13 protein-coding genes are annotated in these 25,107 nt (G+C 61.7%); 7 read left to right on the forward strand and 6 right to left on the reverse strand.

The annotated features are described in order from the left end of the window. Positions 1–239 precede the first annotated feature (239 nt). Complete coding sequence (locus B2G71_RS11640; RefSeq protein ID WP_240530124.1) at positions 240–8,237, reverse strand: glucoamylase family protein; 7,998 nt, start codon at positions 8,235–8,237, stop codon at positions 240–242. 197 nt (positions 8,238–8,434) lie between these two features. Next, a complete protein-coding gene (locus B2G71_RS11645; protein ID WP_098105940.1) occupies positions 8,435–9,493 on the reverse strand; it encodes a universal stress protein in 1,059 nt (352 codons plus the stop codon). Positions 9,494–10,021: 528 nt separating this feature from the next. On the opposite strand from B2G71_RS11645, the gene B2G71_RS11650 reads away from it, so the two are divergent. The 3 genes from B2G71_RS11650 (at position 10,022) to B2G71_RS11660 (ending at position 13,126) form a co-directional block, all read left to right on the forward strand. Next, positions 10,022–11,386, forward strand: coding sequence for a hypothetical protein (locus B2G71_RS11650; protein ID WP_206049379.1), 1,365 nt, complete (start codon positions 10,022–10,024; stop codon positions 11,384–11,386). Between the two features lie 378 nt (positions 11,387–11,764). After that, a complete protein-coding gene (locus tag B2G71_RS11655; protein WP_098106006.1) occupies positions 11,765–12,547 on the forward strand; it encodes a slipin family protein in 783 nt (260 codons plus the stop codon). 165 nt (positions 12,548–12,712) lie between these two features. Then, positions 12,713–13,126 carry a NifB/NifX family molybdenum-iron cluster-binding protein gene (locus B2G71_RS11660; protein WP_141521560.1) on the forward strand — a complete coding sequence of 138 codons (414 nt, stop codon included), beginning with the start codon at positions 12,713–12,715 and terminating at the stop codon, positions 13,124–13,126. A 404-nt stretch (positions 13,127–13,530) separates the two neighbouring features. On the opposite strand, the gene B2G71_RS11665 is transcribed toward B2G71_RS11660, so the two are convergent. Then, on the reverse strand, positions 13,531–14,574 hold the full coding sequence (locus tag B2G71_RS11665) for a type II glyceraldehyde-3-phosphate dehydrogenase (protein WP_098105942.1): 1,044 nt from the start codon (positions 14,572–14,574) through the stop codon (positions 13,531–13,533). Positions 14,575–14,982: 408 nt separating this feature from the next. Then, a complete protein-coding gene (locus B2G71_RS11670; protein ID WP_098105943.1) occupies positions 14,983–15,279 on the reverse strand; it encodes a DUF5676 family membrane protein in 297 nt (98 codons plus the stop codon). 908 nt (positions 15,280–16,187) lie between these two features. Between B2G71_RS11670 and B2G71_RS11685 the strand changes: the two genes are divergently transcribed. Beyond that, the gene (locus B2G71_RS11685) at positions 16,188–17,006 is read left to right on the forward strand and encodes a Crp/Fnr family transcriptional regulator (protein WP_240530125.1); all 819 of its coding nucleotides are present in this window, start codon (positions 16,188–16,190) and stop codon (positions 17,004–17,006) included. 175 nt (positions 17,007–17,181) lie between these two features. Here B2G71_RS11685 and B2G71_RS11690 read toward each other — a convergent pair whose 3' ends face one another. Together B2G71_RS11690 and B2G71_RS11695 are read right to left on the reverse strand one after the other, a co-directional pair. Next, a complete protein-coding gene (locus tag B2G71_RS11690; protein WP_168176344.1) occupies positions 17,182–17,544 on the reverse strand; it encodes an SPW repeat protein in 363 nt (120 codons plus the stop codon). Positions 17,545–18,182: 638 nt separating this feature from the next. Further along, positions 18,183–18,413, reverse strand: a complete 231-nt coding sequence (locus B2G71_RS11695; protein ID WP_098105947.1) for a hypothetical protein — start codon at positions 18,411–18,413, stop codon at positions 18,183–18,185. A 264-nt stretch (positions 18,414–18,677) separates the two neighbouring features. Between B2G71_RS11695 and B2G71_RS11700 the strand changes: the two genes are divergently transcribed. The 3 genes from B2G71_RS11700 to B2G71_RS11710 are packed head-to-tail and all read left to right on the forward strand — an operon-like array spanning position 18,678 to position 24,987. After that, positions 18,678–20,363, forward strand: a complete 1,686-nt coding sequence (locus B2G71_RS11700) for an NAD(P)-binding protein (protein WP_168176345.1) — start codon at positions 18,678–18,680, stop codon at positions 20,361–20,363. A gap of 23 nt (positions 20,364–20,386) precedes the next feature. Continuing rightward, positions 20,387–24,007 (forward strand): pyruvate:ferredoxin (flavodoxin) oxidoreductase, encoded by a 3,621-nt coding sequence (nifJ, locus tag B2G71_RS11705; protein ID WP_098105948.1) that lies wholly within the window; start codon positions 20,387–20,389, stop codon positions 24,005–24,007. Next, positions 24,004–24,987 carry a dihydroorotate dehydrogenase-like protein gene (locus B2G71_RS11710; RefSeq protein WP_098105949.1) on the forward strand — a complete coding sequence of 328 codons (984 nt, stop codon included), beginning with the start codon at positions 24,004–24,006 and terminating at the stop codon, positions 24,985–24,987. The genes nifJ and B2G71_RS11710 overlap by 4 nt, the downstream gene beginning before the upstream one ends. Positions 24,988–25,107: the final 120 nt, after the last annotated feature.

Consider the following 25,107-nt stretch of genomic DNA (forward strand, 5'->3'; position numbering starts at 1 on the left):
CCCCGCTTTGACTTCGATCGAAACAACGCCGCAATAGCACCTCGGCGAGGCCGAGATCGTGAGTGGCGGGCGCTGTTCACTGGCTGCTTTCATTTGTTGTCTCCATTTGTCTCCTGCGATCCGGTGAAGCCTCTTGCCTTCCTTGTCGCCAGGACTTCCCGTTGCTGACTCCAACAGATTGCACCTGCTCCGCGCTGCACGACAAAGGCGCGGTCACAGGATCGGCCGGCGCGGTATTCTCAAGTCGCCAGTCGCGCCCTGACTTCGATCTCAGCGCCATCTGTCGGGAATGGGATACCGTCTGTCCCCCGGCGCACGCCATTGACGGTGAGTTCCACGTTTCCACGCCCCAGATGATCGGGATCGTCGACGTGCACCGAAATCGTGCCGGCGGGACCGCGCAAAACGGCTCGGAAGCCGCCCCACGAGGGAGGAATGGACGGTGCAATCGTCAGGTGGCCATCGACAAGTCTCAAGCCCAGAATGCCCTCGACAGCTAGACGCCACGCCCATCCTGCCGCCCCGGTATACCAGCTCCAGCCGCCGCGCCCGCTATGGGGATCGGCGGCAGAGATATCGCCCGCGACGACATAGGGCTCGAGCGCATAGCGTTCCGCCTTTGCCTTCTCGTCGGAGCGTCGAACGGGATTGATCATATCGAAGATGGCGAACGCCTTGTCGGACTCCCCTTGTTCGGCAAACGCCATGCCAAGCCAGGCGGCGGCATGCGAATATTGCCCCCCGTTTTCGCGAATGCCCGGCGGATAGGCCTTGATATAACCCGGATCGCGCGCGCCCTTGTCGAAAGCCGGCCAGAGGAGGCGCGCCAGCTTGTGTTCCGAACTCACCAGTTCCCGCCACGCAGCGTCCAATGCCTGCCGCACGCGCTCTGGTTCAGCACCCGCAAAGGCCGCCCAGGACTGAGAAATGGAATCAATCCGGCACTCGTCATTGGTCGCCGAACCGAGCGGATGTCCTTCGTCATCATAGGCGCGCCGATACCATGCGCCGTCCCATCCAGCTTCTTCGGCACGTTCTCGCAGTTCCCGCGCCCGCTCGGCCCAACGCAATGCGCTCATTCCTCGTCCGGCGCGCCTGCTGACATCGGCAAACAGGTCCGCAGTGACCGAGCCGAACCAAGCGAGCCAGATGCTCTCGCCACGGCCCTCGCGACCCAATCTGTCCATTCCGTCATTCCAATCACCGGCGCCCATGAGCGGCAACCCGTTGGAACCTGCAGTCAACCCATGCTCCAGGGCCCGTTCGCAATGATCAATCAGCGGCCGCAGGGTGCCCGCTGCATCAAAGCGAGCGTAGCGGTTTTCCTCCTCAGGTTTGAGCGGCGGCGCATCCAGGAAGGGAATCTCTTCATCGAGGATGGTGAGATCGCCCGTGGCCTGCACATAGGTGCCGACCGCATAGGGCAGCCAAATGAGGTCGTCAGAACAACGTGTCCGCACCCCTCGATCCGAGGGCGGGTGCCACCAATGGAGGACGTCGCCCTGCGTGAACTGATGCCCGGCGCATTGGAGGATATGCGCGCGGGTTCGTTCTGGCTCGATGTGGAGCAGCGCCAGCACGTCCTGCAGCTGATCGCGAAAGCCGATTGCACCGCTGGACTGATAGAAACCGGTTCGGGCGAGCACACGCGACGACAGGCTCTGATAAATAAGCCAGCGATTGACCATGAGATCGAAGGCTGGGTCGGGCGTGGACACTTCGACAGCACCCAGGATGCCGTTCCAGTGACGCTCAAGCGTTTGCAGGGCCTGCTCGGCCGCATGAGACGAGCTCCAGCGCCGTGCCAGTTGTCTTGCCGAGGCGTGATCTGCTCCTTGCCCCAGGACGAAGATGACTTCCTCGCTCGCGCCAGGAGCGAGCTCCAGATGAACCTGATAGGCGCCACACGGATCGCCTCCCGCCACGAGCTTGCCGCTCAAGCCCCAGCGTCGCAGTGCGTCCGGGTCAGATGGGTCGCCCTCCGGCCCGAGAAATTCGCGACGATCGCATGTGTACCCATGGGGAGGCCGGCTTGAGGTGAGAAACGCAACCCGTTCCGCGAAATCCTCATTCCAGCGATTCATGGCCAGAAGCGCCTGCGCGGCTGGATCATAATCACACACGATATGGGGCCGTGCGATGCTTGGGAGCGCTCCCAGCAGCCATTCGGCATAGTAGGTCGAGGTCAGACGCCGGTGCCGGTTCTCAAGGTTGCAGAGCCGCAACCGGACGATTTTCACCGGAGCCTCCAAGGGAACGAACACCAGCATTTCCTGGTCCAGCCCGTGCGACTTCTGCGTCCATCGCGTGTAGCCGGCTCCATGCCGCACCTGACAAGCCGACGAATGCCCTGCGGGCGCAGGCGTCACGGTCCAGACCGAGGCGGTTTCTTCATCACGCAGATAGAGGGTCTCGACAGGCGGGTCCGACACGGGATCGTTTGTCCAGGGCGTCAGGCGGTTCTCACCGCTGTTGATCGCCCAACTGAAGCCCCCACCGGCTTCGCTGACCAGTGTGCCGAACTCATCGTTGGCGAGGACATTGCACCAAGGTGCGGGCGTGGCTTCACCAGGATCGAGGTGGATGACATATTCTCGTCCATCCGGCGTGAAACCGCCGAACCCATTGTCGAAGCGAAGATCCTTAGGGCGTTCCAGCACATCAACGGCAGTCCGATCGAACGGAAGCGCTGCCGAAAAGCGCGGCAGCGATGGGGGCGCCTCAAACGCCGGAAACAGCTGGTCCTCCAGTGCCCCCCTCTCCTCATCAAGGATAACGCAGGCAGCGCTCTCCAGCAGTTTCACTTGGTCCGGTCCGATCTGGTCACGAAAGAGAAGGTGAATGCCGCCTTTGCGGCCAAGCATTTCCGTTGCACCGATCTGCCGGAGCAGAGCAACAACGTCGTCCCGGATCGGCTCGACATAAGCCGACCCACCAGTCTGAAGGATCACAAGATCGACCTGAAGCCCATGGCGTCGCCATAGCTGATGGCCGCCGATCAGTTGTTGCGCCAGCAAGCCGCCGGTCCCTGTGGTTCGCAACAACAAGATCGGGAGGTCGCCGGACAGAGCCATTCCCCACAGGTGTGATTGCCCAAAGCGGTTGGCGTTGAGCGTGGCGGCATCACCGCGCAGCGCTCCATGCGGATAGACAAGGAGCGACGCGAGCGCCTGTAGCGCCGGCAGGCTGGCGGACTCAATCTGGACACGCTCAAGGGCGCGCGCGTTCGCTCCAAGGGCGTCGTGCAATGCCCAGTTGACCGCTGCCAGGGTCGAATAGCGTTCCGCCAGGTCAACCGCGCCCTCTCTGGTTGCGGCTGCCACAGTCAGGAAGCAGAGTTCGCGCGTCTCATAGGGCTGTAGTTTAACCCCGAGTTGCAGCGCCATGATCGGGTCCAAAGTCCAACCCGAACTGTTCGAAAGAGCCATCCGCGCGCCCGGCGGGAAGCGCATATCTCCGTTTCGGCCAATAAACCGATTGCGGTCCGATTCATAGCCCAACGGCTGGACCGGACCTTGAGCATCGACCGCGAAGTGCAGAAGCAGGGGCGGTGTCTCATGTGGCGCACGGGCGCGCCGGCGGAACAACAAACCGCCCAAGTGGGCGAGATATTCGCTGCCAACGAATAGCTTGCTGAAGGCGGGGTGCCGCTCGTCATCCATTGGCGCACCGAGGACGACTTCGCCGTAGCTCGTCACACGCAATCCTCGCGCTTGGGGACTTTCATTGACAAGCGTGAGGCGCCGAACCTCGATGTCGTCGCCCGCGATGACCGCCACCTCGAGGTTTAGCGCAATCCCGTGATCGCGTCGGTGAAATTCCGCCATATGGGGATGAAAGGTGACGCGGTACTCCTCGGGCAGCGCGCCCGTGGGCTGTCGCGCCGCCGACCACAAGGCCCCGCTCTCATCGTCGGCCAGATAGATCCAATAGCCGTTGGCATCCCGCGTGCCATCGGCGACGAAACGCGTGAGCGCGTTGTGGTGCCAGCGCAGGCCCCCGCCGCCGGCTTCCGAGATCCAGCTCGACAGGGGACCATTCCCCAGCAGGTGGACCTGCGGAAAGGCACTGGCCGGCGGTGACGTCCAGGCTGCGGGAATCCGCAGCGGCGCCCCTCGTCCAAGGGGACGGTCGCGTTCCTCGAGCCGCTCCATCTCCGCAGAAATTTCGTGCGGAACGCGCTCGCTGAGCAGCAGCGAGACCGTCCGCATTCTCGGATCCGCAGTGAAGCGGTGCACAAGAATATCGTCGAGCAACACATTGCCAATGGAACTCAGAATCATTCCCTGGTGGTGTGCCATGTAGGCATGGACAGCGGTGAATTTGCCCTGCGACACTCGATCAGACGTGAAATCGAGCGCTTCGAAAAGACCGTAGCGGCCGCTGGCGCCAAGCCGGACGAGCTCTTTCAGATTGGCCACAGCTTGAGTTGGCGCGACGGGCAACCCAAGAGCCGACGCATAAGGAGCAATTACCATATCGCGACCAAGTCCCCGCTTCAGACCAAGCGCGGGCACTCCGAAGGCCTGGTACCGATAGTGATGCTCGGGATCTCGCGCGGAATATGCGGACTCGGAAATGCCCCAAGGAAGTCGGTGGCTCTCCCCATAGCGTCGCTGGATTTCAACGGCGCGCCGTTCACTCTCGCCGAGCAGCGTGTGTGTTCTCGAACTGAGCAACATGCGCGGCATCAGATATTCGAACATCGAGCCGTTCCAGGAGATCAGCAGAAGTCCGCCGTCTGCCCGCGTCAGGGCACGACCAAGATGAAACCAGTGTTCAACGGGCACATCACCCTTGGCGATCGCGAAAAAGCTGGCAAGACGGGCTTCCGATGCAAGGAGATCGTAATAATGTAGATCGGCTCGGCCGGAACTCGCATTATATCCGATCCGGAAGAGGCGCCGATCTTCGTCAAAAAGAGGCTTGAATTCCATGGCATAGGCCAATTCGCGCGCCTGGTCTGCGAGATGAATCAGGTCATTGGCAGGGGGCGCGCTTGTTTCAGCATCGTTCCACATAGAGCGTGACTGATAGCGAAGCCTGTCGAGAAATCCGTGCATGTCGCGCAACACATCCATTGGCGGTGAAGACGCAGCCTCGATCACTTTGGCCAGGGCGTGCTCGAGTTGCGGAATGCGAGTCTCGCAAAGTTCGCGAAGCCCGTTGGTCCAGCTTTCCGGCGCCTGTTTCAGTGACATGATGCGGGCGCGGATGTCACTTGTCCATTGCCGCAAAGCCTCGCCGTTCCATCCCGCGGCCGTTTCGTCGAGCAGGTCGAGCACATCGACGAGGCCGTCCCAGCGTTGGGCTTCGAGGCGGTTTCCCTCGCACGCATTATGCAGCGCCTCCGCATAGGCAACTAGGCAAACTGCGAGATTTCCGCTGTCGACGGTCGAGACGTAGCGTGGCTCCAGCGGCGCCAACGTTCTGGTATCATACCAGTTATAGAAATGACCGCGATAGCGCTCCATGCGGGCGAGCGATCCAAACAGGTTCGCGGTCCTGGCAGCCAGTTCTGTTCGTCCCAGGTAACCGAGATCCCAGGCCGTTGCAGTCGAAAGAAGCAGCATCCCGATATTGGTCGGAGATGTGCGATGGGCTAGCTCCTCGTGAGGAGCGCCTTGATAATTGTCAGGCGGCAGCCAATTGTCCTCGGGACCGGCAAAAGTCTCGAAATAAAACCAGGTCCTGCGCGCGAGCATCCGAAGAAAGATTGTGTCGCCAGGTGAAATCGGCTCGCGCTCCTCCTGGCGCTGCTGTCCAATGAACCAGGTGATTTCGGGCGCAACTATCCAGATGATGAGGAGCGGGAGTGCCGACAGGAGTGTGTCCGGCCGCATCACCACCAATCCCATGGCAAGTCCAACGCTGACCGTCGGGCCGAGCCACATCTGGCGCCAAATTCGCGCCCGGGTGCGGTGCGCGCGCAGACGCGCCGCCTCATGGGCTGCAGTCGTCCATTCGAGCAGTTTGCGACGGGTGACAAGCAGCCGCCAGAGCGTGAGCCCGATCGCCCGTAGCGACAAGAGAGCTTCGTGAGGCAGATAGACGATGGCCAGAAGCCAGCGCCCCGCCTGGTCACGAAGTTGCGGAAGCAGCCCGTGCGCCGACCCGCGCCGCTGTCCGCGCGCGAGCCCGCTGACCAGATCGGCGAATAGCTGTCCGGCCGGTGTGAAGAAGACAAGCAATGTCCAGAACCAGGCTTGCCCCGGAAGCACCAGCCACCCCGCCAGGGCAAGAAGAAATGTGGCTGGTGCCACAAGGCTACGGCGAAGATTGTCGGCGATCTTCCAGCGATCAATGCCCGAGAGGCGGTTTGCGACCTTTGTCCCCTCAGCCGTTGGAACCTTGGGAGCAAGCCATGGCAAGAGCTGCCAGTCTCCGCGAATCCAACGGTGCAGCCGGCGCGCATATTCAAGATAGCTGCGCGGGAACCCTTCGTAGAGAACGATATCGGTCGCAAGCGCAACCCGGCCGTGCGCACCCTCAAACAGATCATGGCTGAGAATGGCATTCTCGGGAACGCGAGCGTCAACGCTACGGTGAAAGGCCTCTACATCGTATATACCTTTCCCGACAAAGATTCCGGCCCCGAACAGATCCTGATAGACGTCCGAGACCGCGCGGCTGTAGATATCGATCGACGTATCACCCGTGAACAGACGCGCAAACAGCGTTCGCGAGCCACTCTGCGGCGATATTTCCACCCGCGGCTGGATGATCGAATAGCCGCTGGTGATCGCACCGGTTGCGGGGTCTATCTGCGCCCGGTTGAGCGGGTGCGCAAGCGCGCCGACCAGCTTGGACACCGATCCGGCCGGCAGGATCGTGTCACCATCGACGGTAACGACGAACCGCACGCCCGTGGGAACGGGACGATCGCCAACATGAAGGGAAAAAGCCGAAGAGTCGCCGTCCACCAGCATGCGGTTGAACTGTTCGAGCTTCCCGCGCTTCCGCTCCCAGGCGAGCCAGCAGCCCTCGGCCGGATTATAGCGCCTGGGTCGCAGCAGCAGGTGGAACGGACCGCCGCCAGTGCCCGCGTATCGCGCGTTGAGCGCGCGGACCCCCTCGCTGAGCGCCTGTTCGATGTCGTCATCGAGGGGGGTGTGCTCCGTATCAGCGTCAGCGAGATCGGCCAGCAGAACAATTTGCAGCATCGGATCAAGATTAGAGAGCCAATGAGTCTCCATCTGTTCAATGAAGACTGGCACCTCGGACGCACGCGCAACAATCGTCGGAATGACGATCAAGGTCGGACAATCTCCCGGCAACCCCTCGCTGCAATCGAGCTTGTTGAGCACGCGCGGCGGGAAAATCCGCGTGATCGCCCAGTGAAGCAGAGTGATTGCCAGCACCGACGCCGGAATGAGCGTCAGGGAGAGACCGCCGAGCCAGCCAGGAAGTCTGGAATCGATCCACCACAGGTAAGACGCGGGCAGAAACAGGGCGCCAGCCCAGAAAACGACGAGCGCCGAGAAGTAAAACAGGCCGGGATTTTGAAGCGCTGCATTTCGCCAGCGCTTAGCCAAGGGGAGACGCGCGCCAAGTTGGCGCCGGAACACAGCGCGCCCGTCCCCGACAAGCCAATAGCCGACGTGACGTTGCGGCAGCTCGGCTTGCGCCGACTTCGCCGCATCGACTGCGCCCCGCGCAACCTCGGCTTCACCCTTCGCAGCATAGCGCGCAAGTTCCTCGACGACGCGCCGATACCGGTCGCGGCTCTCGAAATCCATTCGCTCATAGAAGCCTGACGGATCGGTTCGGAGAATGTCTTCGACGCAGCTGACCTGATCGAAGAAATCCTCCCAGGAAATCGCTTCGATGAGCCCAAGATTGGCGATCGCGCGCCCGACCTGCTCCGTCGCCTCGAGCGCATGCGGTTCGGTCGCCCAGTGTGACGGGCGAAACGGCACGGTCAGGCAATCGCAAAATATTTGCGTGAGCGTGGAAACGAGAATCTCGACGCAGGCGATACGAAGCATCGTGGGAAAGGCCCACAGTTCGGCAATCGATAGCGGTGACTTTCGCTGATAGCTCTGCAGAAATCGGACCAGAGTCCCCGAGGAGATCTGCATTCGTGTGAGACGCAGCAGGTGATGCGCGAGGACAAACACACGTGGCGAGGCTGCGCCCCCATCGTCAGCCAAAGCAGGCAACCGCTCGTAGAAGCTTGCGGGGAGATCCTGTTCTATCTGCCGCAGCGCACGGTGCACCTGATAGTCGTTGTCCAACAGCCATTCGGCAGCCTTGCTCGCTTCGGGAGCAGCGGTCGTGCATGCCAGACGCGCATCATGCAGCCATTGAGCGACCGCGCCAACCTGGGACCAGGCCGGAATCGGTCGCGGGCTGGCAGTCGAGATGCGGTGTGTCTGGCTAAGTTCCTCAGCCGCGTGAAGGAGCGCCACGGATTCCGGTGAAACGTCTGCCACTATTGCGCGAGTTGACTGCGTCCCGAAGACACGAGACTCGGGCCCTCAAGAATACGTTCTGCCGCGTTTATATGGAAATTTGGGCGAATGATCAGCACCGGGCACGGAGCGTGTTTCGCGAGATATTCAGTGACACTGCCGCATGCGACATCGCTGAGGTTGCTGTGGCCATGCGATGAGACGACGAGCAGGTCCGCATCGTGCTGAATGGCAAGACGACGCAGCCGATTACGGGGATCACCATCTGATTCCACGACGGCCCGGACGGCAAGGCCTTCGTTCAAGAGCCGTGTCCGCAGTCTTTCCAGATAGCTGCGCGCACGCGCCTCATTATGATCCTTGAGCCTGCTGCATAGCTCGCCAGAACCCGCATGAGGCAGACCATGGTCGATGGTTTCGGCTTTGGCAACGACATGGGTCAGGATCAGTTCGGCTCCTTGCGCGCGCGCTATGCTTACGGCGACCGGCAGCACGCTTTCCGCTTGCGGAGAACCATCGAGCGGAAGGACCAGCCTTCGATAGGCTACCGTCTCGGCGCCATCAGCCTCGCCGGGAATCAGCAGCAGCGAAGCCAAGGCCCGATCGAGAATTTTCTGCACGGTGCTACCCAGTCCCGTGGAGCCCTCTGTCTCATAGCTGCGCGTCGCCAATGCGAGCAGTGCCCCGGCATGGTCCTGCGCCCAGCCGTTGAGCTGCTGTGCGGGGGACCCGGTTAGCAGCAACCGGCCGATGTCCATCTCCGGGCCGCGTACCTCAGTGATGATCCGGTCAAGCCGCTCGCCGCATTCGTTCAGGTGAAGGCGCCAATCAAGAGGATCGGCAGGCAATTCGGCGTTGCGCTTCGATTCTGAAACGTGCGCAAATGTTACCGGCAAACCGAAGATGGCCGCCAGCGCCAGCGCATGTCGGGCAACGACGTGGCAGTTTGGATCATCGTCGAGGCAGGCCAGAATCTCGGAGCGCTGCTTTTCAGCCCTTCTCATGGGTGGCAAACTATCGGGAAAGAAGGCTCGGATCGGTGCGCGGCCTGAGCTGCCATTGGTTTGGAAATGTGGCATCGGAACCTCCTTCCGGGCAGGAAAATGTCGATTTCAGACGTCCAAGCAGCAACCATCGCCTGGGCGGCAATGATATACGCGAGATCACCTAACCTCCTCGGTACCTGACATGTCCTCCGATGATGCTCCAATCCAAAGCACGAGACGAAGGGCATGACCAGAAGCCTATGAATAGACGCGCAGCTCACATTAAAATTACAGTTCGGCTGCTGCAGTCTTCCCGGTGGCGTTAGCCGGCAGATACCCGCCATGCCCGCGAACATCTCGTCGGCATCGGGACTGGCCTGACCGGGTATCCCCGGCGGACGGCGACAGCTGAGGAACGGCACCGATGCACATACTGCAAAAAAACGTCAGTCGCACACGAAGCGGAGATGGCGGACTGATCAACAAACTACCACGTTTCGGGCAGGAGTCCCACCAGGACAAACAGGCCGCCTCCGCTGGCCGGGGAGAAGCCGCCATGGCAACTTAACCCGAAGGGACTGATCTGGCATCAGTTCATCCCGGACAGAGGATCTTATAAGAATGACAAGGAACTCGGAACCCTCGCTTGTGCCATCCGCGCCGCTGAACGTCGGCTGCGTTTGCATGACGCTGGATCGAGCAGCCTTAGCCGCGGCTCTGATACAGGAGACGGGCGATGCCGCGTTTTACAGCAGGTTGATCGAGTCGCGCCCCCATCTTTTCGCCGATGTCGCAGTATTTCTTGACGCGGCCGAACTCGTCCAAATGCAGCGCATTGTCGAGGCGATCGAGGCCGTTATTCGTCATCCCGCCTATGGCGCGGCGGTACTTGCCTGGACGCCGGCGGGCGCTGTGCGCGACTTCGGACCGAGAGGGGTTTTCATGGGATATGATTTTCACCTCGGACGCAACGGGCCGGCGCTCATTGAAATCAACACCAATGCCGGCGGGGCCATCCTGAATGCCGCGCTCGCGCGCGCCCAACGTTCTTGCTGTAGTGATGCTATCACCCCGGAATTTATGGATATGACGGCTTTCGACACGGATATTGCCGAGATGTTCGCAAAAGAATGGCGTCACCAGCACGAGACCGGATCTCCCGCGACGATCGCGATCGTCGATGATCGTCCGGGAGAACAATATCTCTACCCGGAATTTCTCCTGATGCAGCGGTTACTGCAGCGTCATGGCCACGAGGTTTGGATCGCCGACCCGTCAGAACTGGAATATCGCGACGGCTGCCTTCGGCGAAGCGGTACGCGTATCGATCTCGTTTACAACCGATTGACGGATTTTTCGCTCGAACAACCCGAACATGCGGCGCTGCGCGCAGCTTATGATGATGCTTCGGTTGTCGTGACGCCCAATCCCCACAACCACGCTTTGTTTGCCGACAAACGCAATTTGACGCTCCTTTCCGATTCAACCTTGCTTGCTGAATGGGGGGTAGATCCGGCCCTGATCCGGATTCTATCCGCAGGCGTTCCAGCCACCGAACGTGTCACGCCCGATCGCACCGATCGCTTCTGGAGCAATCGAAAGCAATTCTTTTTCAAGCCCTCGTCGGGTTTCGGCAGCCGGGCCGCCTATCGCGGAGACAAACTGACGAGAACGGTCTGGCAGGAGATTTGCCAGGGCGACTATGTGGCGCAGGCCTATGTCGCTCCAAGCGAGCGCCTTATCGAATTCGACGGCGAGAAGCAGCGGCGCAAGATCGATGTGCGCCTCTACACTTACGAAGGGCGTATTCTCCTGGTTGCAGCGAGGCTGTACCAAGGACAGACGACGAATATGCGGACGATCGGGGGCGGCTTTGCGCCTGTCTTGCTGACAACGACAGCGGGTCTTTCAGCAGCATGCCAAATGTGCGCGAACCGGACAGAGGTTATTGTATCGCCGCCAACTCGTATGGATCGGCAGCGCTGACCACAACTTGCACTCCGAGCTGCCCCAAGCTGCCGCGCAGCGAACCTTGCGGGAACCTCACGGCGCACCAATCGAAGATTTTCCCGCAGCAGATCAAAGCAGTGGCCTTGCCCATCGGATGGCACATCTCCCGACCGGGTCTCGGCGCCTCCAATCCACTGATGTGATCTATGTGAAAATGCGGGACGAAAGGGAAGGCCTCCCTTGCTGCTCGGCCAAATTCGCCACCAAAACCAAAGGGGAGACAGGCTCAGAAAGTGATCGCGCAAAGTTCCGGAGTTCAACCTCCATCAAAGATTCCTCCCCGTACCGGCATTAGCTCACATGGCCCCATACGGCACTGACCGCCCCCTGGGCAATTTGCAGAAGGAGCAAATGATGACAGCCGATTCGATCGCCCTGACAGGCAACTCTATCGTCTGGATCGTGGGAATCGCCATCGTCGCAGTGTATTTGGCGAGCGCGATCCGTATCCTGCGCGAATATGAACGAGCTGTGGTCTTTACCCTCGGCCGCTTCACCGGCGTCAAAGGCCCGGGGCTGATCCTCGTCTTTCCGTTCATACAGACGTTGGCCCGCGTTGACTTGCGGACAATTGTCCTCGACGTGCCAACCCAGGACCTTATTTCGCGTGACAATGTCTCAATTCACGTCAATGCCGTCATCTATTTCCATGTGGTCGACGCGGAGCGCGCCATCATCCAGGTGGAGCAGTATATCTACGCCATGAGCCAACTCGCTCAGACCACGCTGCGCTCTGTCCTCGGCAAGCACGATCTTGATGAGATGCTCGCTGAGCGCGACAAACTGAACACGGACATCCGGGCAATACTCGATGGCCAGACCGATGCCTGGGGCATCAAGGTCTCGAATGTCGAGATCAAGCACGTCGACATCGACGAATCGATGGTTCGTGCGATCGCGCGCCAGGCCGAAGCGGAGCGCGAGCGGCGCGCCAAGGTCATTAATGCCGAAGGCGAGCATCAAGCCGCGCAGAAACTGCTTGAGGCGGCAGAGATCCTTGGACGCCAGCCCGAAGCAATGCAACTACGCTATCTCTCCACGCTCAACGTCATCGCAGGTGAGCGCAGTTCCACGATCGTCTTTCCATTCCCGATGGAGTTCAAGGATTTGCTCAGGGTCGGCAAGGCGCAGGAATAGCGGCTGCCCGAACGGCGCGAACGACCAAGTTGAGGCCTGCCGGTACGACCCGCCGGCACATTCGCTCGAGAGAAGGTGCCAGCCACCATGCCGGCAATGGCCGATCCTGGAGGCCTGTACGTCGCTGCCACGGCACCCATGATCCAATTTGATCGGGATTAAGGATTGCAGCTTGAGACTCGTCTCATCTCTGTTCTTCCAAACCGGGAATATTTGGCAAGCGAGGAAGGGATGTCACGCTCGGCTTTGACTCGTCCAGAACCGTCGGCCCGGACGGCATTGTTGGTCACGCATTCGCATGAAGGAACCGTGCTGTGCCCGTTCTTTAGCAAATGCGACGGCCTCCTCATCATCGATCCCGATAACGGCTCTCGCGAGTTCCGCGCAAGGGAGGATGACACGCCCGACGCAATGTGTGATCAGATCCTGAAAACCGGTGTTCATCGGCTCATCCTGGGTTTCATCGGCGGTCCCGCAGCCCAGAAACTCCGGGCGGCGGGGATCGACATCAGGTTGGGCTCCGGCGCGCTCGCGGTCGACGAGCTTGTGATCGGCTTTGATGATCTTCCTGCGGCATAGGCGCAGCCGGATGGCACCTGCGCTGACCAGTAGCGTGAAACGCTCAGTTTGATCCTTGATGCCCGCACTTTGGTGTCTGGACTGAGGGCCGAGGCATGTTGGTCAAAAATTTGCGGTTTGCCACCGTCTTCGACGACCGCCGGGCAGATGCTGGTTCAGCCGGCTTGAATCGAATTACCTTTCATCCCCAAATGGCGTAGATCTGCATCTTGGTCCTTATCGCCGTCTCCGCGAAGGAATTGACAAGGCTGCGCCACATTGAGATAGACACCAGGCCGGGCGCTGAACTGGCCACCTGGCAGTTGCCCTATCGAAGGGTGCCAGAAGCGCACCAGAAAGTTTCTGGCGCAACGCCTGCAAGGCCCATGGGAAGTGCAGCCTTGCAATGTGCGAAGCGTGAGGTCTCAGGACAACAGTGCGCCGATACCCAGCGCGGCGTTGGTCAAGGCGATTGAAGCGCTTGCGTCGCGTTCACGACCGGTAAGTGCACGGATCGCGTCGATGGTCTCGGGAATTACGATCGCCTGATTATCGACCATGTAGGCATAGAAGACCTCATCGCCCTGCACCGTCACCAGGTCTTCCCATAGCGCAACTTCGTAGAGGTTTTCGCGCGGCCGTCCGACGTCGGCCATCAATTCCTTGACTGTGTTAAGCGCCGTCAAACCATCGCTCATCCGAATGAGCGCAATGCGCGAAGACTGGCGGAATGCGTCGATAATCTCTTCCTTTGACGCGTTGCGCGTCAACTGCACGGACCAGCTGTGCAGATGCGCGATGGTTTCGGGCACCTTCACGGCGATCGTCACGACATCAAGCTCGGGGTCGACCGTCCGGGCATCCGGGCCTTGATGGCTCGGTATTTCATTTTCTGGAACGAGAGTGTTCATTATCCCGCCTTTGTGGCTTTCCCATGGGTCTGTCGCGCGCCGCATGACGGTACCCCTTGCCCTTTTCAGGAGGCCGGCGTGCTTGAGAGCCGTCAAGGTGCGCACGATAGAGGTGGTATTGCAGGAGACAACCCGGGTGGCTCTCTGCCCCAGTGCGCTTTCATAGCTCGCCTCCGCTACGAACGAATGCCCGGTCACCTCGTGCTTCTCGCCGCCCTGTACGATGAACTTCACTCCCCGCGTACGGTAATGCTCGGCATTCTGCGCTCCGATCGGCTTCGGAGTGCAGTCGACCACCACGTCGGTCTCGTTCAGGAGGTCGTCGAGCGTGCCGGACACGTCCAAGCCCGCCCTCTTCATGGCTTCGCCGCGATCCTCGAGCGACGCAAAGAGCCTGAATCCCTTCCTAAGAGCCGTCCTCATCCGCCAGTCTGTCTCGATGTCGGCGATGCCGACAAGTTCCATGTCGTGCTGGCTCGCAACGGCGTCAGCGACTCGCTTGCCGATTACACCGTAACCGTTCAGCGCGACCCGGATCTTTCCTTGCTGTGATGCCATAATTCATTCTCCTATCGCAGAACTCTTCGTATTGATGCGGATTCAAGGCGGTCGCGCCAGACCATACACGCAACGCGCTGCAATCCCGACGTCGAACAGATTGATTTTTGGCTGCTTGCGCGGATCGTCTCGACCAGCTTTACTTGTTCAATCTCGGTGATGCTCTCCGAACTCTGGTCAGTGCGATCCCGGAGTTCATCGACATATGCTCGAAATCGAGCTTGGTTCATGTGAACTATACTTAGTCCTCGCCGCAACAGAGCCCCCGTCCCCCGCTGTATTCGGAGCCGTTTGAACCAGCCCCAATTGAACAGCGCCAACGTCATCGGCCTCGCAGGTCGGAAATTTGCTGGTGGAATTACCATATGACGCAATCGCGACCGGGAAGAACAGGGCGTCCCAACAGGCTCAATTTTTGGACGATGCACCAAGCGGCATCATTGTTGGCCGCGGGCCCCATCTTCTGTGCAGAAAATTGTAAATCGGACAAAAGACGAGACCGGCGTAGACACCATAGAGGAAGGCCTCGACCAGGCCGAGCAGAAAACCCCACCAGGTGAGCCATTTGAAGGCGGGCAGCATCATTTCCAGAAATCCGCTCATGCGCAGGCTTTGCGGCGTGACCAGTCCGTAAATCACGCAAACCAAAAACGTGATGGTTGTCCAGATGCCCAATGACCAAGCGACCAGTTTCGTGTTCAACATCGCGCGCTCCAATTAGTTCCTCGGGGGGCGAAGACCTGCGTCCGGCGCGCGTCTCCTAATGCCGATGCGCCGAAGATCCATCCGCGTCGCGCCGTTCCGCTGATCCGTGATCGGTACTCCGACCGTCAGAGCGGTCGCCGCGATGCCCTCCGTGACCGCCGTGACCGCCGTGACCACCATGCCCGAACATATGCAAGGCAACAAAGGCGACACCGACTAGTACCCAAAACCAGTTCTGTAAAAGCCATTCCATTGCCACTGCCCTTCATCGGTCATGCAAGCGGCACCCAAAGGTCCGGACTGATGCTCCATCTGCCGCATCTCAGTCTTCTTCGTGTGAAAACGCCACGTCCGTTTCGATCGGTCCACGATCATGCTTCGGACCTGTGTTTCTGCCCGACCCACGGATGCCTTCGCCAGCACGCGCTGTCCCCAATTGATTAACTAAAATATGCCCGCGACGTCGGACCAAATCTTTGCCTTGGGTTAAACTTCCGTGTGTCGATCAAGATCTTGGAAGCGGGTGCGGACGGGCTCAAGGGCTCGGCTACTTCGCTTTTGATGCGTCAACAGGGTAACCGCGCGATGCCCTCGGCGAGACCGGGGATGACGATGAGGACCCTCGGTTCGGACCGGGATGGCAGACTCATTCTCGTGACTGTGGCGGTGTCAGATGCGGCCATGGATGCAATCTATTGACCGCTCTTTGCGTACCCCCCCCTTGGCGAACTCGCTAAAGAATCACTGTAATCGTTCTGCCGTCACTGCGTCTTTGGATGTTGGGTTGCCTGAAGGTGGTCAACATTGGGCGCGAGCCCCTCTCTACCTCGAGGGGTGACCGGCCCTCTCAATGAGACGCATCGGCTATGCCAATATTCGGGTTGGATTCAATGCGGGGAGACGCAGCAATGGCGAATATCATGAAGGCGCCCAGAAGCGCTCGCGTCGATTGCGAAACGTGCCAGGCCCGCGTTGACGGTCTTTGCTCCGGCTACAGCGATAGCACGGTGGAGTTTATTTCCGGGTACCGGACCAATGACCGACACCTCAAGGCGGGTCAGGATCTCCTCAACCTCGGCGAACCTTGTGACGCGATCTTCAATCTCGTCGATGGGTGGATGTTCCGCTACACAATCCTGGCCGATGGACGGCGGCAGATTCTCGATTTCGCATTACCCGGTGCCGTACTCGGTTTTCATTCACCGCTCGGCGCGACAATATCCTTCGGTGCGCAAGCGCTGACGGATGCGGTGGTCTGCGTCATTCCGCACAATGCTCTGGGCCATTTGTCGCAGCGCCAACCAGACCTAGGTCTGCGGCTCGCCTTGCTGATGGCGCGGGAACGCAGCCTGTCATTCGATCACCTCACCAGTGTCGGCCGGCGTTCGGCACACGAACGGATTGCCCGCCTACTGCTTGAGTTGTTTGTCCGTTCCCGGGCAGGATGGCCTGGGTACCAGATCGAGGAAATGCATTTGCCAGTGACGCAGGAGCATATCGGGGATGCGACAGGCTTGACCGGCGTTCACGTCAACCGGGTGCTGCGGGATCTCGGGAAGGAGGGAATCCTCAAATTCAGTTACCGGCGCCTCAGCATCCTGGAACCCGACAAGCTGATGGACCTAGCGGGAATCGATCAGGAATTGCTGCAATCGTGGACGGGATCCGGACGAAGCGAAGCGCGCGCCCAAGGCGACCTGGCCGGGGGATGTCGACAAGCGGCCTGACGGCGTGGCCCGAAGCGCTCCCAGTGGAAGCCGAATATCGCTCTGGTCGGTCGCGCGAGGCTCGCTATGATGCGTGAAGATAGCGCCCATCATCAGCCCCAAAACCTTGGGCACCCCACCAAAATCCGGACAATCCGCTACTCGGATAGCTTCCTGATTGAACCATGGGGTACATCTACAGTCTGGAATTTCGCGCATCGTAAAGGCACCACCCAGCGAAGATTACGATCAGCGAGCCGGAGACCACCGAATTCCAGGTGAGAGCGGCCGACGCGCTAAAGCCTAAAGCCAATGGTGACACCACCAGCCACGCGCCCGAGAGAAGGTTTATCCATTCAGCCAAAGTGTTGAACCGGTAAAGCGCGATCGCGCAGATCACGACAACCGCGAGACCGACAACCGAAAGATTCCACATGCCGAGAATCCCGCCTGCCACCGGTACCTCGGTGACCATCGAGTGCGACAGGAGCCAGGGCGAGCCGAAGATCCACAAGCCGAGCAGCCCATTGATCCAGTCCTGCCAATGCTGCTTGCCCACCAAAGTTCTCCGACGCGTAGAGTCGCTGCCATGCATAACCTGAAGCGAATTTAGCAGTCGCCAGATGGGGCGGTCTTTGATGAATGTTAAGGGGCTGGCGTCTCGCGGGGAACTGAAGCGCCAAGGCGTGCTGGCGCGCTCTGTCTCAGAGATGGACCTCCGCTCACAGAGGCCGATCCCCTTCGCAAAAGAAGATGGGCTGCGGAGTCAACTGCGCTACCTAGTCTCGGACGCCGCGACCCGGATGCCGAAGTGTCGATGTTTAACCTCAGTCAAGGACACTTTGCGCCAAGCGATGCCAATTTCGACTGTGGGCGGCGGTAGCCGCTGCACATGGGAAGAGCTGCATCTGTGCTCCACAAGATCTCTTGGAAGACGCTTGGCAGTGACGCCCCGAGTCGTCCGGGAACAAGCGCACTTCTCCGCGAAACGCCGCTCTAGATTTTCCGATCCGATCGATCTCGGGTCAGAGATAGCCGGATTGACCACTCGTGCACCTCGCGTGTTCCCGTCAATCGTCACAACATGCCGGACTTGCAGCGTTGGCACGCGCTTCCTGTATTGGCAGGGCGGTCGGACGTGAGCGCTTGTTTCATCCGGACTGGTAATTAGACCACGCCCTGCCCATGGACTGTCACCTAACAGGGCAGCCCGCCGCTTCTGTTCAAGACGGGCCGGCTCGGCATCCACCCGATAACCCGTTCAGGCCCCCAAGCCGTGTCGAGCTGCACATTGACCGATTTGACGGCACAGCTCTCCGGTACGAGAGACATAGCCCCAAACAAGCTGCCCGCCGCGATAAGCCACGTGCCCGTGCTTTTTTGCTCGCCTTGTTTTTCCTCTTCGGCCTCGACGCGAAAAAGATCCATTTTAACCTCTCGAATGTTTCTCCAGTTACCGAATTAAGATTTCCACTGTTTGCGACGTGGGTCTTTAACGCGGATCAAAGACAACACCGCCGCGCTTGGCTTGATTCTGTCGGAGTGCATTTGAAGGCGTCCGCCGCGGAAATTTAGTGTGGGCTCGAAGATACGGGTTCATCCTCATCCCCATATGCTTCGGCATCGGCTGCCAAGCGGATCGATGAGGAGCGAATGGAAAATGGCGCGTCATAGAGAGTGGAGGATGCATCAATGTTGAGGCAACCCGACGCAACCCGCACGCACGCCGTGGCCGTCGGGACAGGAGCGACGCGACAACAGCTCCCGCAATGGATCGACCATCTGCCGCCCTGCAACGCGGCTTGCCCCGCCGGCGAGAACATCCAAGCCTGGCTCGATCTGGCGCAAGCGGGCAAATACCGTGCGGCGTGGGAGGCGCTGGTGCGGGACAACCCGCTGCCGGCAGTCCACGGACGGGTCTGCTACCACCCGTGTGAGACGAGCTGCAACCGCGTCGAGCTCGATGGGGCCGTCGGCATTCACGCGGTTGAGCGCTTTCTCGGCGATCGGGCGACCGCCGAGGGCTGGCCTTATCCCGTCGATGCGGAATCGAGCGGCAAGCGGGTGCTCGTCATCGGCGCGGGCCCCAGCGGGCTTTCGGCTGCCTATCACCTCGCCCGCCTCGGCCACACAGTAGAGATCTACGAAGCAGGGCCCCTTCCCGGCGGCATGATGCATTTCGGCATCCCGGCCTATCGGCTGCCGCGCGCCGACCTTCTGCGCGAGATCGGGCGGATCGAGGCCATGGGCGTCAAGATCGTACTCAATCACAGGGTCGAGGACGTGCTGGCCGAGAAGACGGCCGGCGGCTTCGATGCGGTCTTCATCGCGATTGGCGCCGGCATCGGCAAGCATGTCGATATTCCTGCTCGTGACGCGGTTCGGGTGCTCGACGCCGTCTCGCTCCTGCACAACGTTGCCGCCGGCGAGGCGCCGCGTCTCGGACGCCGCGTCGTCGTCTATGGCGGTGGCAACACAGCCATGGATGCGGCGCGCACGGTGAAGCGCCTCGGCGCCGAGGAGGCGCTGATCGTCTACCGGCGCGACCGCGCCCACATGCCGGCACACGCCTTCGAGGCCGACGAAGCTGTCGAGGAAGGCGTCAAGATCAAGTGGCTGACAACGATCAAGGAGATCGTCGGCCCCGACCTGACCGTCGAGACGATGGAGCTCGACGAGAACGGTCGGCCACAGCCGACGGGGCGGTTCGAGACGCTCACCGCCGACGCCATCGTGCTGGCGCTTGGCCAGGAAACTGACAGCGGCTTTCTTGGCCGGGTGCCTGGCATCGAGTTCACGGCGAATGGTGCGGTCAAGGTCGGTCCCGACATGATGACCGGCCACCCGGGCATCTTCGCCGGTGGCGACATGGTGCCAGGCGAGCAATCGGTCACCATTTCGGTTGGCCATGGCAAGCGCGCGGCACGCCACATCGACGCCTGGCTGCAAGGCGTCCGCCATGAGCGGCCGGCAAAACATCCGACCGTGACCTTCGATATGCTCGACTTGCCCGTGTTTCTGGAGGCGGCCCGGAGCAGCGAGGCGCAACGACCCTTGGCGGCACGGACAACCTTCGACGAGGTCGTACAGGGGTTGAGCGAACCGGAGGCGCGGTTCGAAGCGGGTCGGTGCCTCTCCTGCGGCAATTGCTTCGAATGCGACAACTGCTTCGCGGCTTGTCCGGAGCAGGCGATCCTGCGTCTCGGCCGCGGGCACGGCTACCGTGTCGAGCCCGATCTCTGCACCGGCTGCGGGATCTGCTTCGAGCAGTGCCCCTGCCACGCCATCGAGATGCAGCCCGAACCCGTGCCGGCGGATGCGCCACTTGGGCCGACCGACGAGCCGCTCGCACCGCATCGCTTCCGCCTACGTGTATAGGGCCCTGGAAAGAGGAAGCGCCCATGGAACGGATGACTTTGGACGGCAATGCGGCGGTCGCGCATGTCGCCTATCGCGTCAATGACGTCTGCGCGATCTTCCCGATCACACCAGCCTCGCCGATGGCCGAACTCGCCGACGAATGGTCGGCGGAAGGGCGGAAAAACCTCTGGAGCGCGGTGCCGATCGTGCAGGAGATGCAGGCAGAAGGTGGCGCTGCCGGCGCCGTGCATGGTTCGCTCCAGGCGGGCGCACTGACCACGACGTTCACCGCTTCACAGGGCCTGCTCCTGATGATGCCGAACATGTTCAAGATCGCGGGCGAGCTCACGCCCACCGTCTTCCATGTGGCGGCGCGGTCGGTCGCCACCCAGGCGCTCTCGATTTTCGGCGACCATTCCGACGTCATGGCCGTGCGTGGCACCGGCTTTGCCGTGCTCGGCGCCGCATCGGTGCAGGAGGCGCATGACCTGGCGCTGGTGGCGCAGGCGGCCACGCTCGAATCCCGCGTTCCCTTCCTTCATTTCATGGACGGGTTCCGCACCTCGCACGAGGTCAACACGGTCACGATGCTGTCGGACGATGATATCCGGGCAATGATCGACGACGAACTGGTGCGCGCGCACCGCCAGCGGGCGCTGAGCCCGGAGCGGCCGGTAACGCGCGGCACCGCCCACAACCCGGACACCTTCTTCCAGGCCCGCGAGACGGTGAACCCGTTCTACCTGGCAACGCCTGCCATCGTTCAGCGCGCCATGGACCGTTTCGCCAACCTCACCGGCCGGCACTATCGCATTTTCCGCTATGACGGCCATCCCGAGGCCGAGCGTGCGGTCGTGGTGATGGGTTCGGCGGCCGAGACCCTGCGCGCAACCGTCGCCCACCTGACCGCCCAGGGCGAGCGGGTCGGCGTACTGCAGGTTCTGCTCTACCGGCCATGGGCTGCCGGGGACTTTCTGGACGCGCTACCGGCGAGCGTGCGCAAGGTCGCCGTGCTCGACCGCACCAAGGAGCCGGGCGCGCCGGCGGAGCCGCTCTGCCTCGATGTGGCGCAAACCCTGGCCGACGCTTTCGCCCGCGGCGCCCGCAAGGACCTGCCGCTGGTGGTCGGCGGGCGCTACGGCCTCTCCTCCAAAGATTTCACCCCGGCGATGGCCAAGGCCGTGTTCGACCACCTCGAGAGCAATGACCCTCGCACCGGCTTCACCATCGGCATCAACGACGACGTCTGCGGCACCAGCCTCCCGGTTGAGACAGGCTTCGAGATCGAGCCCCCGGGCACGACCCGAGCGCTGTTCTTCGGTCTCGGCGCGGACGGAACGGTCGGAGCCAACAAGAACAGCGTGAAGATCCTCGCGGAGGACCCGGAGCGCTACGCGCAAGGGTATTTTGTCTATGACAGCCACAAATCCGGCGCCGAGACCGTTAGCCACCTGCGCTTCGGCAACACGCCGATCGCGGCGCCCTATCTGCTCTCATCGGCCGACTTCATCGGCGTGCACAAGTTCGAGTTCCTCGACAAGCTCAATGTCCTGCGCCATGCCCGCGAGGGAGCGACACTCCTCATCAACGCACCTTACGATCCGGCCGAGCTCTGGGACCATTTGCGCCGGCCGGTGCAGCAGCACATCCTCGATAAACACCTGAGGCTCTTCGTCATCGATGCGAGCGGGGTCGCGCAGCGCCTGGGGCTGGGCCCGCGGGTCAACACCATCCTGCAGACATGCTTCTTCGCGATCAGCGGCGTGCTGCCGCGTGAGGAAGGCGTCCGCCGCATCCGCGCTGCGATCGAAAAGACGTATGGCGACAAGGGCCGCGCGATCCTGGAGAAGAACTTCGCTGCCGTCGACTCGGGGCTCGATCACCTTCACGAAGTGACTGTCCCCAGCTCAGTGACCTCGACCGAAGAACTGCATGTCTTCGTGCCACCCGATGCGCCGGACCAGATGAGACGCATCGCAGCGCTGCAGTTCGCTGGCCGCGGCGACGAAATACCGGTCAGCGCCATCCCGGTGGACGGCAGCTACGAAGGCGGTACGACGCAGTACGAGAAGCGGAACATCGCCTTCGAGGTGCCGGTTTGGAATCCGGACCTCTGCATCCAGTGCGGGCAGTGCAGCATCGTCTGCCCGCACAGCGTCATTCGCGCCAAGTCCTATGACGGCGCCCTGCTGGAGGGCGCCCCGGAGGGCTTTCTCTCCGCGCCCGTCAATGCGCGCGGCTACCCGGACAAGAATTTCACCCTGCAGATCGCGGTTGAGGACTGCACTGGCTGCGGCCTCTGTGTCGACCACTGCCCGGCCCACGACCCGCTCGACGCGAGCGTCAAGGCCATCAATCTCAGTGAGCGGCAGCCGCAGATCGAGCCGGGCCGGCGCAACCTCGCCTTCTTCGATACCCTGCCGGAGCACGCCCGCCAGGACGTGGACCTGCATCTCTCACGGGGGCTGCAGTTCGTGCGGCCGCTGTTCGAGTTCTCCGGCGCCTGCGCCGGCTGCGGCGAGACGCCCTATCTCAAGCTCTTGTCGCAGCTGTTCGGCGACCGCCTGCAGATCGCCAACGCGACGGGCTGCACGTCGATCTATGGCGGCAACCTGCCGGCGCTGCCCTGGCGGTCCGCCCCCGACGGGCGCGGCCCGGCGTGGAACAACAGCCTGTTCGAGGACAATGCCGAGTTCGGATATGGCATGCGGCTCGCTGTCGATCAGCAGGTGGAGATGGCGCGCTCCTTGGTCCGCACGCTCGCCGACCGCATTGGTACCCGCCTCGCGGAAGAGATCCTTAACGCTCCTCAGCGCACAGACAGCGAGATCGTGGCGCAGCGGACGCGGGTCGAGAAGCTTCGCCGTGCGCTGGCCGACGCGACCGATGGCCTGGCGCGCAACCTCCTTGCCCTGTCCGAGTACCTCGTGCGCCGCAGCCTGTGGATCGTCGGCGGCGACGGCTGGGCCTACGACATCGGCGCGGGCGGCCTCGACCACGTCCTCGCCCAGCCGCGCGACGTCAATGTCCTGGTGCTGGACACAGAGGTCTATTCCAACACCGGCGGCCAGGCCTCAAAGGCGACCCCGGTCGGGGCCGCCGCCAAGTTCGCCGCGGCCGGCAAGCGCACGCCGCGCAAGGACCTGGCGTTGCAGGCGATCGCGTCCGGCTACGTCTACGTCGCCCAGATCGCGCTTGCCGGCAGCCCGGAGCAGACCATCCAGGCCCTGCGTGACGCGGAGGAATACGAAGGGCCGTCGCTCATCCTCGCCTACAGCCAATGCATCGCGCATGGGCTGAAGCTCAATTTGCGCGACGGCATGAAGCAGCAGCGGCGGGCGGTCGCCAGCGGATACTGGCCGCTGTTCCGCTATGACCCGCGCATGCGCCAGGCGGGCATGAACCCCTTCCGCCTCGACAGTACCCGGCCCCGGTTGCCGCTCGAGGACTTCGCTTACCAGGAGCTCCGCTACCGGATCCTGACGCAGACCCGGCCCGAAGAGGCCCGGCTGTTGCTGCGCCAGGCCCAGGCGGCGGTCGACGAGCGCTACCGGCTCTACGAGGACATCGCCGCGCGAGATGGGACGCGGTTCCATCCCTTCTGGCAGGAGGAAAGCGTCGCTCCCCACAATGGAAACAAGACCGGGGAGGCGGCGCAATGACGCTCGGGACGACCTATCTCAGCCTCGACCTCGCGCACCCTGTGATCGCCGGCGCGTCGCCCTTGTCAGCGACGCTCGACGGCATCAAGCGCCTCGAGGATGCCGGGGCGGCAGCGATCGTGACCGCCTCGCTGTACGAGGAAGAACTCGTCGGCGAGGAAGAGGCGCTGGAGGCCATCGCCGTGGTCGGCGCGGAAAGCCATCCGGAGGTCACAAGCTATCTCCCGCCCCGGTGCGGATGCCGCAATCCGTTGGCGGCACATGTAGAGACAATCCGGCGCGGTGCAGAGGCCGTGGCAGTGCCGCTGGTCGCCAGCCTGAGCGCCACGACGCGGGAGGGCTGGGTCGGCATCGCAGCGGATCTGCAGGCGGCGGGGGCTGCGGCGCTCGAGTTCAATTTCCACCATGTTCCGACCGATCCCACTGAAACCTCGGCCGATGTCGAGGGGCGATTGATCGAGACCGTGCGCGACGTCCGTGCTGCAGTCCACATTCCCATCGCCGTGAAGCTCAGTCCCTACTTCACCGCATTGCCTCACCTGGCCGCCAGCCTGGCCGAGGCCGGAGCAAACGGCATCGTCCTGTTCAACCGGCTCTATGAGCCCGACATCGATCTCGAGACAATGACGTTCCAGCCGAATCTGGAGCTGTCGCAAAAAAGGGAGATTCGTCTTCGACTCAGGTGGATTGCCTTGCTGGCCGGCAAGACGCCGCTCAGTCTCGTTGCGAGCGGAGGCGTCGAGGGAGTTCAAGAGATTCTAAAATACCTGCTCGCGGGCGCGGATGCGGTTCAGACAACCTCGGCGCTGCTGCGCCACGGACCGGAACATCTGGCCCGGCTGGTCAAGGGGCTCACCGAGTGGACGCAGGGGCATGGGGCCACTTCGGTCGCGGAAGTTCGCGGGCGCATGTCCGCCGATCGGCTGGAAGATTCCGGAGTACTCGTGCGTGCCCACCAAACCACGGCTTTGCTTCTTTGAAACCCTTGTCGGCAAACCCTTGTCGGCATACCGGACACGGCGTCACTGGCCTGTGAGACACAACAAGGGCTGCTTGCCGCAAAAACAGGTACCGCCCCTGGATCTATTCGGCGCGACCTG

It is taken from the genome of Novosphingobium sp. PC22D (genome assembly GCF_002556635.1).
Taxonomy (GTDB): Bacteria; Pseudomonadota; Alphaproteobacteria; order Sphingomonadales; family Sphingomonadaceae; genus Novosphingobium.